This window comes from Streptomyces sp. NPDC001714 (assembly GCF_042892755.1).
GTDB lineage: Bacteria > Actinomycetota > Actinomycetes > Streptomycetales > Streptomycetaceae > Streptomyces.
In genome coordinates this window covers 25,669-41,349 of record NZ_JBIAUL010000024.1, presented here as the reverse complement: position 1 = coordinate 41,349, position 15,681 = coordinate 25,669, and the positions used below count along the sequence as shown (strand labels likewise).

General features: G+C 71.0%; 11 protein-coding genes and 1 pseudogene. 10 read left to right on the top strand and 2 right to left on the bottom strand.

Translation table 11 applies throughout. The features are described 5' to 3' along the window. Window positions 1-156: 156 nt before the first annotated feature. Window positions 157-1,149 (bottom strand): DUF5937 family protein, encoded by a 993-nt coding sequence (locus tag ACFY0P_RS43305; protein ID WP_388926844.1) that lies wholly within the window; start codon window positions 1,147-1,149, stop codon window positions 157-159. Between the two features lie 80 nt (window positions 1,150-1,229). On the opposite strand from ACFY0P_RS43305, the gene ACFY0P_RS43300 reads away from it, so the two are divergent. The 4 genes from ACFY0P_RS43300 to ACFY0P_RS43285 all read left to right on the top strand — a co-directional run bounded on the left by ACFY0P_RS43300 (window position 1,230) and on the right by ACFY0P_RS43285 (window position 5,255). After that, window positions 1,230-2,432 (top strand): MFS transporter, encoded by a 1,203-nt coding sequence (locus tag ACFY0P_RS43300; protein WP_388926841.1) that lies wholly within the window; start codon window positions 1,230-1,232, stop codon window positions 2,430-2,432. Window positions 2,433-2,542: 110 nt separating this feature from the next. After that, window positions 2,543-3,052: a MarR family winged helix-turn-helix transcriptional regulator gene (locus ACFY0P_RS43295; RefSeq protein ID WP_388926838.1), complete on the top strand. Its 510-nt coding sequence runs from the start codon at window positions 2,543-2,545 to the stop codon at window positions 3,050-3,052. A 66-nt stretch (window positions 3,053-3,118) separates the two neighbouring features. Further along, window positions 3,119-3,463 (top strand): DUF3817 domain-containing protein, encoded by a 345-nt coding sequence (locus ACFY0P_RS43290; protein WP_388926835.1) that lies wholly within the window; start codon window positions 3,119-3,121, stop codon window positions 3,461-3,463. 91 nt (window positions 3,464-3,554) lie between these two features. Continuing rightward, a complete protein-coding gene (locus ACFY0P_RS43285; protein ID WP_388926832.1) occupies window positions 3,555-5,255 on the top strand; it encodes a methylmalonyl-CoA mutase in 1,701 nt (566 codons plus the stop codon). 192 nt (window positions 5,256-5,447) lie between these two features. Here ACFY0P_RS43285 and ACFY0P_RS43280 read toward each other — a convergent pair. Next, window positions 5,448-6,080, bottom strand: a pseudogene (locus tag ACFY0P_RS43280) (TetR/AcrR family transcriptional regulator); the annotation flags it as partial. 232 nt (window positions 6,081-6,312) lie between these two features. Between ACFY0P_RS43280 and ACFY0P_RS43275 the strand changes: the two are divergent. From ACFY0P_RS43275 to ACFY0P_RS43250, 6 genes are all read left to right on the top strand, one after another. After that, on the top strand, window positions 6,313-7,287 hold the full coding sequence (locus ACFY0P_RS43275; protein ID WP_388926829.1) for a tetratricopeptide repeat protein: 975 nt from the start codon (window positions 6,313-6,315) through the stop codon (window positions 7,285-7,287). 644 nt (window positions 7,288-7,931) lie between these two features. Next, window positions 7,932-8,579: a DUF6230 family protein gene (locus ACFY0P_RS43270; protein WP_388926826.1), complete on the top strand. Its 648-nt coding sequence runs from the start codon at window positions 7,932-7,934 to the stop codon at window positions 8,577-8,579. A 142-nt stretch (window positions 8,580-8,721) separates the two neighbouring features. Beyond that, window positions 8,722-9,273 (top strand): DUF6114 domain-containing protein, encoded by a 552-nt coding sequence (locus ACFY0P_RS43265; RefSeq protein ID WP_388926824.1) that lies wholly within the window; start codon window positions 8,722-8,724, stop codon window positions 9,271-9,273. Beyond that, window positions 9,263-10,618: a hypothetical protein gene (locus tag ACFY0P_RS43260; protein WP_388926822.1), complete on the top strand. Its 1,356-nt coding sequence runs from the start codon at window positions 9,263-9,265 to the stop codon at window positions 10,616-10,618. Before ACFY0P_RS43265 ends, ACFY0P_RS43260 begins: the two co-directional genes overlap by 11 nt. A gap of 304 nt (window positions 10,619-10,922) precedes the next feature. Continuing rightward, window positions 10,923-15,110: a polymorphic toxin-type HINT domain-containing protein gene (locus ACFY0P_RS43255; RefSeq protein WP_388926819.1), complete on the top strand. Its 4,188-nt coding sequence runs from the start codon at window positions 10,923-10,925 to the stop codon at window positions 15,108-15,110. A gap of 15 nt (window positions 15,111-15,125) precedes the next feature. Then, on the top strand, window positions 15,126-15,608 hold the full coding sequence (locus tag ACFY0P_RS43250) for a hypothetical protein (RefSeq protein ID WP_388926816.1): 483 nt from the start codon (window positions 15,126-15,128) through the stop codon (window positions 15,606-15,608). Window positions 15,609-15,681 lie beyond the last annotated feature (73 nt).

The following is a 15,681-nucleotide window of genomic DNA, read 5'->3' as shown; positions in this document are numbered from 1 at the left end:
TTGGCCGTCTGTCGTCCGCGGCGCCGTCGTGGCTGGTCGCGCAGTTCCTCCCCCAGCCTTCGGCCGGGGGTACCCCCAGCGCCCCTTCGGGGGCGCTGATCCTGCGGGGCGCTGCCGAACAGCAGCAGGCTTTGACGGAACCGTCGTAGGGATCCGCTACTGGCGGCGCGGGCCCGAGGCCAGGGCGATGCCCAGCGGAGTTCGCTCGTACAGCACCTGGTGGCCGTAGCGGCGCGAGGTCAGCAGGCCCGCGTCGCGCAGTGCCGCCAGGTGCGCGGAGACCGAGGAGGGGGCCAGGCGCAGCCGGTGGGCGAGGGCGGTGGTGGTGGCCGGTTCGGCGAGGGCGGCCAGGACCGTGGCACGGCCCCGGCCCAGCAGCCGTACCAGGGCGTCGGGTGTGGCCTCGGCCGGGTCGGTCCACAGACCGCCGATGCCCCGGGCCGGGTAGACCAGCGTGGGCCGGGCCGGCGGGTCGAAGGTGCTGACCACGTCCGGCCACGTGAAGACGCTCGGCATCAGCACCAGACCCTGCCCGCCCAGGCGCCGTTCGTACGCGCCGCCGGGCGATGCCACGGTCAGCGTGCCGGACCGCCAGCCGAACCGGTGGTGGATCTCCGGCAGCAGCCCGCCCAGACCGACCTGCGCGAGCCGCCGGGAGTGGAACGCGATGTCCGCCTCCAGCAGGGCGCGCAGCCGGGGCCAGTCCGGGGCCACCAGCACGCGCCAGGCCTCCTCCAGCGCGTCCGTCAACTCCCGGACCATGCGCGGCGGGTCCGCCAGCCAGGCCCGGCCGGTCGCCGACTCCAGCGCGCCCGGCGTGTCCGCGAGCGAGCGCGCGGTGTCCGCCCGGGCCGTCTCCGGGTCCACCACCCGCAGGGCCGCCAGCTCCTCCTCGACGGACGCGGCCGGACCGGTCGGCGGTGCAACCAGCCAGTCGGGCGAGTGACCGCGCCGGGGCATCAGCAGCCACAGCGGCCTCAGGTCGAGACCGGCCGCCACCGCCCTGATCCGCCGCAGCCAGGGCGCGTGATAGCCGTGCCGGTCGGGCCGCCGCAGCGTGCGCACCGCCTCCTGCGTCTCCCACAGCGGCGACACGGCGAACCGGCACCGGAGGAAGTCGTCCTCGTCGAAGTGGAGGTGGGAGGGCATGGCGGGACCGTTCCGGGGCGAAGATTCGGCTGGTGCCGAAACTCTAAGCGGTGGGCCGGAGCACGGGCACGCTGCCGTCCATGTCCGCCCCTGCCCTCCAGCGACCCGTCGGCTACGGCCGCGTCCTCGCCGTTCCCGAGTTCCGTGCCGTCTTCGCCGCCCACGTCCTGTCCATGCTCGGCGTGATCGTCAGCGAGATCGCGCTGTCCGTGCTGGTGTACGACCTCACGGGATCACCGCTGCTCAGCGCCCTCACCTTCGCGCTGGGCTTTCTGCCCTACGTGGTCGGCGGCACGCTCCTGGCCCCCGTCGCCGACCGGTTCCCGGCCCGCCGGGTGCTGGTGGTGTGCGACCTGGTGTGCGCGGGCTGTGTCGCCGTGATGGCGGTCCCGGGAACCGGGATCGGGGTGCTGCTCGGGCTGCGCTGCGCGCTCGCCGTCGTCTCACCGGTGTTCGCCGGCACCCGGATGGCGACCCTCTCCGCCGTCCTCGGCGGCGGCGACCTGTTCGTACTCGGCCGCTCCCTGCTGCGGATCGTCGCGCAGAGCGCCCTGCTGGTCGGCTACGGCCTCGGCGGACTGCTCCTCGCCGTCCTCTCCCCGCGGCACGCCCTGCTGATCACCGTCGGCACCTTCCTCGCCTCGGCCACACTGCTCCGCCTCGGCACCCGGCGCCGCCCCGCCCGCGCACAGGCCCGGGAGCGCGGCGGCACCCGGCAGCTGCTCGCCGACCGCCGCATCCGCCTGCTGCTCCTCCTCTTCTGGATTCCCGCGATGTTCGCCGTCGTCCCCGAGGCGCTCGCCGCCCCCTACGCCGACGCGCTCGGCACCGGATCCCCGGGGCTCGGCCTGCTGATGTGCGCGCTGCCGGTCGGCACGGTCGCCGGGGAGCTGTACGCGGGCGCCCGGCTCGGCCCGGCCGCGCGGGAGCGGATCGCCCTGCCGCTGGTCTGCCTCACGCTGCTGCCGTACCTGGGGTACGCCCTGCACCCGTCCCTCGCCCTCTCGCTGCTGCTCCTGCTGGCGGCGGGGGCCGGGTCGGCGTACACGCTGGGACTTGACCAGTGGTTCGTGCGGGCCGTGCCCGAGGAGCTGCGCGGCCGGGCCATGACCGTGCTCAGCGCCGGGCTGATGACCGTCCAGGGCGTCGGCATGACCCTGGCGGGGCTGGCGGCGGAGGCCGTGGGGGTGCGGGCGGCCGTGGCGGGCGCCGGGGTGGCGGGAGTGGTCTGCTGCTGCGGCCTGGCGGCGGCGGCCCGGCGGACGTCGCGGCCGCTGCCGTAGCGGCCGCCTCGGTGGGCCGTGTCGCCGGGGCTGCCCCCGGCGGCGGGCAAAGGTGACCGAAAGCCGAGACACGGCTGACCGCTATATGACCGGCCGGTAGGGTCGGTGACGTGCCCAAGCCACTCAGTCTCCCCTTCGACCCCATCGCCCGAGCCGACGACCTCTGGAAGCAGCGCTGGGGAAACGTCCCGTCGATGGCCGCGATCACGTCGATCATGCGGGCCCAGCAGATCCTGCTGGCCGAGGTCGACGCGGTGGTCAAGCCGTACGGGCTGACGTTCGCGCGCTACGAGGCGCTGGTGCTGCTCACCTTCTCCAAGGCCGGCGAGCTGCCGATGTCGAAGATCGGCGAGCGGCTGATGGTGCACCCGACCTCGGTGACGAACACCGTCGACCGGCTGGTGAAGTCCGGTCTGGTCGCCAAGCGGCCCAACCCCAACGACGGGCGTGGCACGCTCGCCAAGATCACCGAGAAGGGCCGCGAGGTCGTGGAGGCGGCCACCCGCGACCTGATGGCGATGGACTTCGGGCTCGGGGTGTACGACGCCGAGGAGTGCGGGGAGATCTTCGCGATGCTGCGGCCGCTCAGGGTCTCCGCGCACGACTTCGACGAGGAGTGAACCCGCCGCCGGCGCAGCGGTGACCCGGGGCAAGATCTCCCGGAACGGGTGGTTACGCTCGTCCCCATGAAAAAGAGCGTGCTGACCCGCTACCGCGTCCTGGCCTATGTCACCGGTGTGCTGCTGGTGCTGCTGTGCCTGAGCATGATCGCCAAGTACGGGCTGGACATCGACGGTGCGGCGGACGTCACACGCGTCGTCGCCATCGCGCACGGCTGGCTCTACGTCGTCTACCTGGTCTTCGCCTTCGACCTGGGCTCCAAGGCGAAGTGGCCGGTCGGCAAGCAGCTGTGGGTGCTGCTGGCGGGCACCATCCCGACCGCCGCCTTCTTCGTGGAGCGCAAGGTCACCCGCGAGCTGGACGCCAAGGTCACCGAGGGTTCTCCGGTGGCCGCGAAGGTCCGGGCCTAGGCCGTAGGCCCCCGGGCCGTACCGCCGTACGGACACCCGTGCGGCGGTTCCCCATCGACATTTACTAGGACGTCCTAGTAAATTCGAAGGTATGGACGCTGACGCCATCGAGGAGGGCCGCCGACGCTGGCAGGCCCGTTACGACGCGGCCCGCAAGCGGGACGCCGACTTCACCACGCTCTCCGGGGACCCCGTGGAGCCGGTGTACGGGCCCCGACCGGGGGACACCTACGAGGGATTCGAGCGGATCGGCTGGCCGGGGGAGTACCCCTTCACGCGCGGGCTGTATCCGACCGGCTACCGCGGGCGGACCTGGACCATCCGCCAGTTCGCCGGGTTCGGCAACGCCGAGCAGACCAACGAGCGCTACAAGATGATCCTCGCCAACGGCGGCGGCGGCCTCTCCGTGGCCTTCGACATGCCGACCCTCATGGGGCGCGACTCGGACGACGGGCGCTCGCTCGGTGAGGTCGGGCACTGCGGGGTCGCCATCGACTCCGCCGCCGACATGGAGGTCCTGTTCAAGGACATCCCGCTGGGCGACGTCACGACGTCCATGACCATCAGCGGGCCCGCCGTGCCCGTCTTCTGCATGTACCTCGTCGCCGCCGAACGGCAGGGCGTCGACCCGTCGGTCCTCAACGGCACGCTCCAGACCGACATCTTCAAGGAGTACATCGCCCAGAAGGAGTGGCTGTTCCAGCCCGAACCCCATCTGCGGCTGATCGGCGACCTGATGGAGTACTGCGCCGCCGGGATCCCCGCGTACAAGCCGCTGTCCGTCTCCGGCTACCACATCCGCGAGGCGGGCGCGACGGCCGCGCAGGAGCTGGCCTACACGCTCGCGGACGGCTTCGGCTACGTCGAGCTGGGGCTCTCCCGCGGCCTCGACGTCGACGTCTTCGCGCCCGGCCTCTCCTTCTTCTTCGACGCGCACGTCGACTTCTTCGAGGAGATCGCCAAGTTCCGCGCCGCGCGCCGGATCTGGGCCCGGTGGATGCGGGACGTCTACGGCTCCCGGTCGGACAAGGCGCAGTGGCTGCGCTTCCACACGCAGACCGCCGGAGTCTCGCTGACCGCCCAGCAGCCGTACAACAACGTGGTGCGGACGGCCGTGGAGGCGCTGGCGGCCGTGCTCGGCGGGACCAACTCGCTGCACACCAACGCCCTCGACGAGACCCTCGCCCTGCCGAGCGAGCAGGCCGCCGAGATCGCGCTGCGCACGCAGCAGGTGCTCATGGAGGAGACCGGCGTCGCCAACGTGGCGGATCCGCTGGGCGGTTCCTGGTACGTCGAGCAGCTCACCGACCGGATCGAGGCCGACGCCGAGAAGATCTTCGACCAGATCAAGGAGCGGGGGCTGCGCGCCCATCCGGACGGGCGGCACCCGATCGGACCGGTCACCTCCGGGATCCTGCGGGGCATCGAGGACGGCTGGTTCACCGGGGAGATCGCCGAGTCGGCCTTCCAGTACCAGCGGTCGCTGGAGAAGGGCGACAAGCGTGTCGTCGGCGTCAACGTGCACACCGGGTCGGTCACCGGGGACCTGGAGATCCTGCGGGTCTCGCACGAGGTCGAGCGGGAGCAGGTGCGGGTGCTGGGTGCCCGGCGGGCCGCCCGGGACGAGGGAGCGGTGCGTGCCGCCCTGGACGCGATGCTGGCCGCTGCGCGGGGCGGGGCCAACATGATCGAGCCGATGCTGGAGGCCGTACGGGCCGAGGCGACCCTGGGTGAGATCTGCGGGGTGCTGCGGGACGAGTGGGGGGTGTACACGGAGCCGGCGGGATTCTAGTCACGTACCAGGGGGCTCCGCCCCCTGGACCCCCGGGCCCTATGCCCACCCACCACCCGACTCGGTCGGCCGAGAGGTGGCCGCCCCGGTTGGCTCGGTCGGCCGAGAGGTGGCCGCCCCGGTCGGCTCGGTCGGACGAGGGGCGGCAGCCCCGGTTGGCTGGGTCGGTTCGGCGGGTTGAGAAGTGGCCGCTCCGGTCGGGTCGGCCGTCGGCTCGGCGGCGAGGCCCAGGAGCAGGACCCGGGTGAAGTCGCGCACCCACGCCTCGTCCGCCGGCTTGCCGCTCATGAGGGTGCGGTGGACCACCGCACCCGCCACCATGTCGAAGATCAGGTCCACCGTGCGGGCGGCCTCCTCCGGGTCCGGCTCGGAGGGGAGTTCGCCCCGGCACTGCGCCCGGGCCCGGCCCTCCAGGACCAGCCGCTTCTGGCGGTCCACGATGGACGCGCGGATACGTTCCCGCAGCGCGTCGTCGCGGGTCGACTCGGCGACCGCCGCCATCAGGCCGCTCCGGGCCTCCGGGCGGTCCAGGATCGCCGCGAACTGCAGCACGACACCCTCGATGTCGTTCGCCAGGCTGCCCCGGTCGGGGAGTTCGAGTTCGTCGAAGAGTTCGGCGACCGCGTCGACGACGAGCTCGTTCTTGCCCGCCCAGCGGCGGTAGAGAGTCGTTTTTGCAACCCCGGCGCGCGTGGCCACGTCTCCGAGGGTGAGCTTGGACCAGCCCAGTTCGACCAGCGCCTGCCGCGTCGCCTCCAGGATCGCCGCGTCCGCGGCGGCGCTGCGCGGGCGGCCGGTACGTCCGGCGGGGGTGCGGCTCTGCATCCCACGACCATAACCGGCGGTTCATGTGATGCCGTGAGGGAGATCACCGGAAAGTGGTGTCGCGCGGGTCCGGGATGGCATTACGCTACGGGTCGTAGCGAAAGCTCGTGGGTGACCGCACGGGCGACGACCATGGCGTGGGGTGGGGACCCGGCGCCGTCGAAGAGCACAGGTTCGGCCCGGCTTTCACAACGCTTTTCACACACGCGCGGGAACGGGGGAGGATAGACGCATGCAGCCACGGAACATGTCCATGAGCGGCGTCGTCGACCTCGCCGCGGTCAAGGCGGCCCAGGAGGCCAAGACCAAGGCCGAGCAGGCGCGCGCCGAAGCGGCCCGGCAGGGTGGTGCCGGTGCCGTGTCCCCGGCCGACCTGGTCATCGACGTCGACGAAGCCGGCTTCGAGCGCGATGTCCTGCAGCGGTCCGCCGAAGTCCCTGTCGTCATCGACTTCTGGGCCGAGTGGTGTCAGCCCTGCAAGCAGCTGAGCCCGGTCCTGGAGCGCCTCGCCGTCGAGTACAACGGCCGCTTCCTGCTGGCGAAGATCGACGTCGACGCCAACCAGATGCTGATGCAGCAGTTCGGGGTCCAGGGGATCCCGGCGGTGTTCGCCGTCGTCGCCGGGCAGGCACTGCCGCTCTTCCAGGGCGCGGCCGGCGAGGAGCAGATCCGCGGGACGCTGGATCAGCTGGTGCAGGTCGCCGAGCAGCGGTTCGGGCTGACCGGACTCGTCGTCGACCCCGACGCGGAGCCGGGTGCCCAGACCGGGCCCGCGGTGGTGCCCGCGGGGCCGTACGACGCGCTCCTCGAAGCCGCCGTCCAGGCGCTGGACGCGGGTGACTTCGGCGGTGCGGTCCAGGCGTACAAGAACGTGCTGAGCGACGACCCGGCCAACAGCGAGGCCAAGCTGGGGCTCGCGCAGGCCGAGTTGCTCCAGCGGGTGCAGGGGATGGACCCCCAGCAGGTGCGCAGGGACGCGGCCGAGAAGCCGGCCGACGCCGAGGCGCAGATCGCGGCCGCCGACCTGGATCTGGTGGGCGGGCATGTCGAGGACGCCTTCGGGCGGCTGATCGAGACCGTGCAGCGGACGGCCGGCGACGACCGGGATGCCGTACGGCGGCGGCTTCTTGAGCTCTTCGAGGTCGTGGGCACCGACGACCCGCGGGTTGTGGGAGCGCGCAGGGCGTTGGCGCGCGCGCTGTTCTAGACAACGATCTGAACACGGGTCTGACCAGTCGCTAAACGTCACGTCCTGTGATGCCCGAGTGAAAGATTTGCCGAGGCGGGGCCGCAGCGGCCGCTCTTTACCAAATCTTGGTAATAGCGGCCGCTGTTACTCGGAGTAAATTCGGGCTGTTGGTCTGTCTGGTTTCGTCCATGGGTCAACTGTTTTGCTCTGCCCCTGGATGCCACCCAGAGTCGCACTCCGAGACCGGTGGGTCGTCCTTCGGTTATCCGGCCGTTACTACCGAGTAACGAAGCCCCTTGTGCGGGCGGCGAGAATGCACCACGATCGGCGACGCTCGGTCCATTCCCGTACCCCGACAGCCGGTCGGGCCGCGGGTTCATCTGGGTCCCCACCGAGCAGAGTCGGCGGCAGTGACGCCGGCTCTTGGGCAGGGGGGTCTTCGCCTCACCGCGAAGCCTGTCCAGAAAGGTTGTGCGTGATGCGTGTCAGGCGCGACCAGTGGTTGTCGCTCGGGGGTGATCGCCGGTGATCGAGGTGCGTTCGTGCCTCCGAGTACGGGCGCTCCCCTTCCGAGGACGTAGCACTTCTCCCATCCCTGCCCGGCCGAGCCGCCGTTGGGGGCGATACCGGGCCAGGAGATGTACGTCCGAGAAGGAGGAAATATGGAGTCCCAGGTGCGTGGCGGGACCAGATGGAAGCGGTTCGCTGTGGTCATGGTGCCCAGCGTTGCCGCCACGGCGTGTATAGGTGTCGCCCTCGCGCAGGGCGCTCTCGCCGCGTCGTTCAGCGTGTCCGGCCAGCAGTTCAAGGTCACGGCCGACCAGCTCGAAGGCGACGGCTTCGTTCAGTACGGTGCTGTCGACTCGGGGTACACCCTCGCGGGTAAGAGCACCATCCACCCGGTGGCGGTCTCGGCGTTCAACACGGCGAAGATCACCAACCTGTGCCAGTCCGTGGTCACGCCGAACGTCCCGATCTTCGGGAACGTCAGCCTGATCCTGCACGCGGGCACCGACAGCAGCAAGCCGGTCGAGGCCAGCAAGCTGTACATCGACCTCGATGACCTCAGCGCCGACGCGACGTTCACCAACATCAACATCGGTGTCGCCGCCAAGGACTCGACCAAGGGTCCCGGCGTCAAGTCGGACGAGGTCACCAAGCAGCAGACGAACCCGTACGGGTTCGCGCAGGAGGCGGACCACGCCTCGCTGTCCGGCGTGAAGCAGACGGCGTGGGCCACCACTGCCGGAACCTTCAAGCTCAGCGGCCTGCACATGTCGATCTCGACGTCGGGAGCGGAGTGCTACTGAGCACTCCGTGACGGGCGGGGGAGCCGACGGCACCCCCGCCCTTCCACCTTCGGTCCACGGTCTTCACACGCGGTACAAGGAAAAACCACCGCCGACCACAGCACCATCACCACAGCAACGCCGCACCAGGGAGCTGTTTTCCATGAGCGCCGAGACTTCTGCCGCACCCGGCACGTTCACCCGCCGGAGGCTGCAGTTCCGTTCCTGGCGGGGCACGCGGCCGTTCTGGGCCGGCCTGTACATGCTGCTCGCCGGTTTCCCGATCATGTACTTCCCGTACGCGCATCTCCAGATCGGCAACCTCACGGTGGCGATGGCGACCACCGCGGGCGCCGGGTCCCTGATCATCGGCGTGCTGCTCGTCGTCCTGGGCGTCAGCGTCTGGTACCAGAAGCACATCCGCACGTTCGCGGGAATCGCCGCGATCCTGCTGGCGCTGGTGTCTCTTCCCGTGTCCAACTTCGGTGGCTTCGTCATGGGCTTCCTGCTCGCGCTGATCGGCGGAGCGATGGCCGTGGCCTGGTCGCCGGGTGTCCCCCCGCAGCCGCAGCCGGAGGGCGACGTTCCCCCGGCCGAGGGCGACACCCCGGACGCGGTCGCCCCCTTCGCGGGCCTGGACGGCGTGGGCAAGGCGGATGACCTGTCAGGAACGAGCCCTGTGAACGGGGCGAACGGGAGGCACAGTGCCGGCTGACGAGGTGACCCACGGGACTGAGGTGGACGAGTCCCGTGTGAGAACCGGGCCGCGGCATGCGGCACCCAAGAAGCCGCTGTTCACCAGGTTCCACATGCCGGCGGGCAAGGCGATAGCCTCCGTGGCGATGCCGACGGCCGTACTCATGGGCTTCGGGTTCACGTCCTCGCTCGCGATCGCCGACACCAGCAACACGTCGTCGTCCTCGAAGACCCTCGCCGAGGACTACAAGGACTGTGTCGCCGCCCTGGACTCGGCCTCGCCCTCCGCTTCGGCGAGCGCGAGCGACGACGCCACGGACTCGGCCACGCCGTCCGCCACGGCCTCGGCCGGCGCGAAGGACTCGACGTCGTCCGGCAAGTCCTCCTCGTCGGATTCAGGTTCCGACGACGCGGCCACGCCGACGCCGTCCGCCTCCAAGTCGTCCTCCTCGTCAGGCGATTCGGGTTCCTCGGACTCTTCGGGGTCCTCCGGCAGCACGGCGACCCCGTCGCCGTCCGCCTCCGCGAGCAGCAGCGGTGGCGGTCTGCTGGACTCGATCGGCGACGCGATCGGCAGCATCCTCAGCGGCGGCAGCACGACGGGTTCGTCCTCGTCGGACTCCACCGCGAGCGCCACCCCCTCGCCGTCCGCGTCCTCGGCGTCCTCGGAGAAGTCGGACTCGTCCTCCTCGTCGAGCGACGGCAGCGGCTCCGGCGCCGTGTCCAAGACCGTCAAGAAGGTCACGGACACCGTGAAGGACACCACCGACACGGCGACCAAGGCGGCCGGCGACGTCACCAAGGACGTCACCAAGGCGGCCGAGGACGCCACCTCCAGCGCCTCGCCGAGCCCATCCGCGAGCTCCAGCACGTCGGCCGACGACTGCAAGGCCGCCACCGACGACGTGAGCGGTGTCGACAACAAGGTGGCGGTGGCGGACGACCCCTGGTACCTGAGCGCCAGTTCGCTGACGCTGAAGAGCGCCGACTACCAGGGCATCGTCGAGGTGAAGACGGCCAGCGGCAAGACGAAGAAGGTGCTGAAGTACGTCATCTCGGGCGGCACCGACATCGGTGACCTGCACCAGACGGTCAAGGACACGACCATCGGCAAGACCTACCACGTGCAGGCCGCGTCCGGTTCCACGTCCACGATCCGCGGCGGCTCCACGACGATGTACACGGAGTCCATCTCCGGCAACCTCTTCGGCCTGATCCCGATCACGTTCGACGTGGACAACCCGCCGCCGCTGAACATCCCGCTGATCTACTTCACCAAGGTGAAGGTCATCCAGGCTGCCCAGTTCGGCGGCACCCTGCACGTGCCCGGGATGCACGTCTACACCACCGACGGAACCAGCTGAGCACCACCACAGACCCGTTCGGGAGCCGCGAGGAGACTGTGCCCCGCCGAGTACCGACTCGGCGGGGCACAGTCGTGTTCGCTGCCCCCTTGAGGCGGGAGTGATTCAAAAGCGCAAATAAAACACCGATATTGCTTTCGTAAAATGCCCTGGTCTGACAGGATGATCGCGGCCCCGGGGGAGGGGCGGGGGGTGGCGTGTCGACCGCACGCCGCAGGGGGATCTGTGCCTGTTTCCAGCCTTTGCTGCGTCCTGCCCGCTTTCCGCGCGGACCGACTGACGGACTGACCATCCAGAGGAAGGCATGGACGTGCGAACGGCACGGAAGAACGGATTCAGACACACCGGGGGAAGACGGCTCCGGCGGGGCCTCGCCGGCACGGCGCTCGCCACCGCTGCCGCGGTACTCGGCGGACTCGTGTACGCGGTCCCCGCCGCCGCGGACGAGCCGGGCGACAACCCGGCCAATCCCTACCAGCGCACCCTGCGCATCAGCCTGGGCGCCCACGCCCGCGCGGACCGCTGCCAGGCGGGGCAGGCCGTGCACTTCGGCGGCCCCGACCTCAAGGCGGCCGCCGCCGCGAAGCTCACCGGTACGGACGCCGACCTGCGCGCGTTCGTGTCACCGGACTCGGTCGGCGGCGAGCGGACCCAGGCCCGTGACCGGGACAGGGACGCGGGCATCGCCGCCCTGAAGGCGTTCCGGGACCGGCAGACGCAACTTGACGAGAGCAACAAGCCGTACCGCTCGGTGAACTCCTCGAACGGCCGGGACTTCTGGGCCCCCGAGTTCGGCGCGGACGTCGTCACCTTCACCCTGGGCACGCAGCAGAAGCTGTACGACAAGGCGTTCGAGGACCCGACCCCGCGCCCGGGCCAGGCCTCCCTGGACCAGGCCAAGAAGGTGCTCGACGCGTTCGACACCGGCGGTGACGCCTGGGCGGCCGCCTACAAGGACGTCGCCGGCCGGGAACTGCTCGACACGAGCGGCCTGGGCTACTCCTCGGCCAACGACATCGCCACCTTCCTGCGCTTCGGCGGCTTCGCCACCAAGGCCCCCGAACCGGACTCGCTGGAGTTCCGCACCGAGGTCGAGGCGCTGAAGCAGGCCTGGGCCGCCTGTGACAGCGACAACCCCATCGACCACTACCGGGTGCTGACCGGGGTCGTCACCGCGGCCTACACGGAGTGGGAGGCCGAGTACGCCGGCCAGGCCGAGCAGCGCAAGCAGATCGTCACCGCCGAGGCCGCCGCGGCGAAGGAGACGCGGGTGGCCACGGAGGCCATGACCGAGGCGGTGCGGCAGGCGTGGCTGGCGGACCAGATCCTGTACTGGCAGAAGTACTGGGCCGCGCACAAGGACTCCATCAACTACCCGAAGGCCGCCGTCTTCACGAAGGCGACGGCCGACCTGAACGCGGCGAAGGCCGCGGCGGCCAAGCAGGTGACCGTGGCGGACGCGGCGGTCGCACGGGCCAGGACGGCCGCCGACACCGTGACCGCCCAGCAGCAGAAGGCCTGGCAGATCGCCGACGCGGCGCAGCAGCCCCGCGGTCGGGGCCTGCTGTACGCCCAGCAGTCGGTGCAGGTCACCAAGGCCTCCTACGCCGCCGCCCAGGCCGCGGCGAAGGCCACGCTGACCGCCTCGAACGCGGCGAAGGCCACCGCGGCCGACTCCCAGACGCTCCTCGCGCTGGCCAAGACCCAGACGCACGCGCTGAACACCGAGTTCCGCAAGACGGCGGCACTGGAGGCCAAGTCCCAGGCGAAGGCCGCCGCTGATTCCGCCGCCAAGCTGGCGGCCGAGGCGGCGGCCGACGCCACCACGGCGAAGAACGCCCGCGCGACGGCCGAGAAGGCGGAACAGACCGCCCGGGACCAGGCGGCCGAGGCGAAGCGGCAGCGCGGCGTCGCGGAGGCCGAGAAGGCCACCGCCGAGCGGGAGCGCGACAACGCGGCGAGCGAGCGGGCGAAGGCCGGCGCGGCCGAGGAACGGGCACGGGGCGAGCAGGACAACGCCCGCCAGGCCCGCACGGACGCGGAGTCGGCGGGTGCCACGGCGAGGGAGAAGCTGGCGGCGGCCGAGGACGCCGAACTGCGCGCCTACCAGGCCCGTAACACCGCGGTCAAGGCAGAGCACGAGAAGGACGCCACCGCCTCGCGGGCGGCCGCGCTGGAGTCGGCGGCCGCCGCGGCCGACGGCACCTCGGCCGCGGCTGAGACACGGCAGGCGGCCACGGAGGCACGTACCGCGGCCACCACGGCGGCGGGTGCCGCGACCCGGGCCCGGGCGGCGGCCGACGACGCGACCACCGCCGCGGTGAACGCACGAGCGGCGGCAACGCGTGCGGAAGGCGCGGCCAAGCGTTCCCGGTCCGCCGCCGACGCCGCCCAGTCGGCATACGCGAAGACGCAGGCCGCGGCGGCCACCGCGCATGCTGCGGCGGCCGAGGCGATCGACGCCGCGGCATCGGCGAAGGAGAAGGCCAAGCAGGCCGATGCCGAGGCGAAGAAGGCCCAGACCGCGGCTGCCACCGCGCGTAAGGAGGCCACCGCGGCGGTGGCCGAGGCCGCGAAGACGGCCGCGTGGGCGGCGAAGACCGCCGGATACGCCACCGCCACGGCACAGTACGCGCAGGCCGCCCGGGACGCCGCGACCGCGACGACCAAGGCGGCCGACGAAGCGATCAGCCTGGGTTCCCCCTACCAGGAGACTGACTCCTCGGCGGCGTACGCGGTGCTGATCGGGCAGACCGCGAAGACGCTTGCCGAGCAGCAGGCGACGGCGGCGAAGGCCAAGTCGGACGAGGCGAAGAAGGCGGCGGCCCAGGCCAAGGCGCTCGCCGACAAGGCCGCCGGTGACGCGAAGACCGCCCTCCAGGCCGCGGCCGACGCAGCGGACTACGCGGTGCAGGCGGTCAACTCCGCGGCCGCGGCGAACGCCTCGGCGGCCGCTGCGGCGGTCGACGCGGCAGCCGCGAAGAAGGCGGACACGAACGCCCAGAAGTACGACGAGCAGGCCGGCACCGACGCCTTCTACGCCAACTTCGCCGCGAACGAGGCCGAATCGGCGGCCGCCCAGGCCGACCGTGACGCCACGGAGGCCGAGAAGGACGCCACCAGCGCCCGTTCCGCCGCCGACGGCGCCGAACAGGACGCGTCGGCGGCCGACCGGACCGCCACCAAGGCGGAGAGCGACGCCACCGCCGCGGAGGGCGCGGCGGACAAGGCCGATACCTACGCCGACCAGGCGGACAAGGCGGCCACCCGGGCGGAGGCCGAGGAACGGGAGCAGGCCAGGCAGGAACGCCAGGATGTCGTCGACTCCGGCGGCTCGACCGCCGATTACGTCCTGACCAAGGACGAGGAGGCGGCCCTGCTCGCGGAGTGCGGCCAGACCTGCGTCGACCAGTACCGCGAGGCCATGGCCGCCGGAAACCAGGACGTCCTCGACTGGGTCAAGGCGAACGGCGGGGCGATCCTGCTCGACCTGCTAGGGGTCACGGACGCCAAGAAGTGCTTCTCCGACCCCGATGTGGAGAGCTGCCTCTGGACGCTCGTCAACGCCATCAGCGTGGTCACCCTGATCGGCAAGGCGCCCGCCGTGGCGGCGGCCATCGTGCGGGTCAGCACCGGGATCGCGAAGTTCTTCGAGGGGGCGGCCAAGGCACGCAAGACGATGAAGGCGCTGAAGGTCATCATCGACGCGCGGCTCGCCAAGGGCGTGTCGTTCTGCGTGAAGCACAGCTTCGTGGCGGGCACGCAGGTCAAGATGGCCGACGGCAGTGTCCGGGCCATCGAGAAGGTCACCGCGGGGGACCAGGTCCTCAACGCGCGGCCGGGTGACACGGCCGCCGAACGGCACGACGTCGTGCTGGCCCACCGCACCACCACCGACACCCGGTTCACCGATCTGACCGTCGCCACGCCGAGCGGCCGACGCACCGTCACCGGAACGTCGGACCACCCGTTCTGGGACCTCACCACGGGGTCGTGGACGGACGCGGGGCGACTCACGGCGGGTCACCGGCTGCAGACCCTGGACCACGGCACCGTTACGGTGGTCGACGTAGCCTCGTACACGAAGCCGCAGGTCACCTATGACCTCACGGTGGAGGGCGTGCACTCCTACTTCGTGATGGCCGGGGACAGCCCGGTGCTGGTGCACAACATCAACTGCCGCACGATCACCGAAGGAGCCCTCAAGCACATCCGCGAACAGCACCTGTGGGGCGGCAAGTACCACGAGGCGGGCGCCATGCAGAACGTGTTCGCCGAGGGGATCGACGGCAACAAGCTCAAGCAGCTCGTCCAGCGGGCCGCGCAGTACGGACACGAGGTCCCCCGGCCCAAGAACGACCCCCGCGGAGGCAACTTCATCGACTACGCATTCGACGACATCACGACCGGCGCGAACGGTCAGAACGGTATCCGTCTCTTCGTCGACGAGTTCGGCAATCTGAAGAGCGCGCAGCCCCAGAACGTCTGGTAGGAGCAGAGAGAAAAGATGATCAGTTTCTCCTTCGTGCCCCGCGCCGAGGACGCCTTCTGGTCCCCGGAGCAGCGCCCGGAGAACCCGGACCGGCCGGAGCACCCGGAGCTGACCGGGGCGGACTTCTCCATGAGCTTTTTCCAGGCGGACGTGACGCTCGTCGTCCACGGCGTGGATCTCAGTCTGCGCACGCCGGGACTGCCCGTGGTCGACTTCGCTCTCATGCTGGAGTACGCGCGACGGGAACTGGAGACCCGGAGTGACATCGCAGTGGAGACGAGCGTGACCCAACACGTGTTCTCCTTCAGCCGCGGGGCGGAGGTCGTCACCCTCACGACGAACTACGTGCCGGTGGTGGCGGAGCTGACCTGGGCCGAGCTGCGGCGGCTCACCGACCGGGCGAAGGCCGAGGCGTTCCGGCTGATCACCACCGCTCATCCGGAGCTGCGCGCCAACGCGTGGCTGCGGGAGACGGTCGGAGCACCGCCGGCGGTGTGATCCGACGGCGGCGGACCGAGGGCGCCCCCTGGCCACAGGGGGCGCCCTCGGTGTCGTACAAGGCCCTTTACCG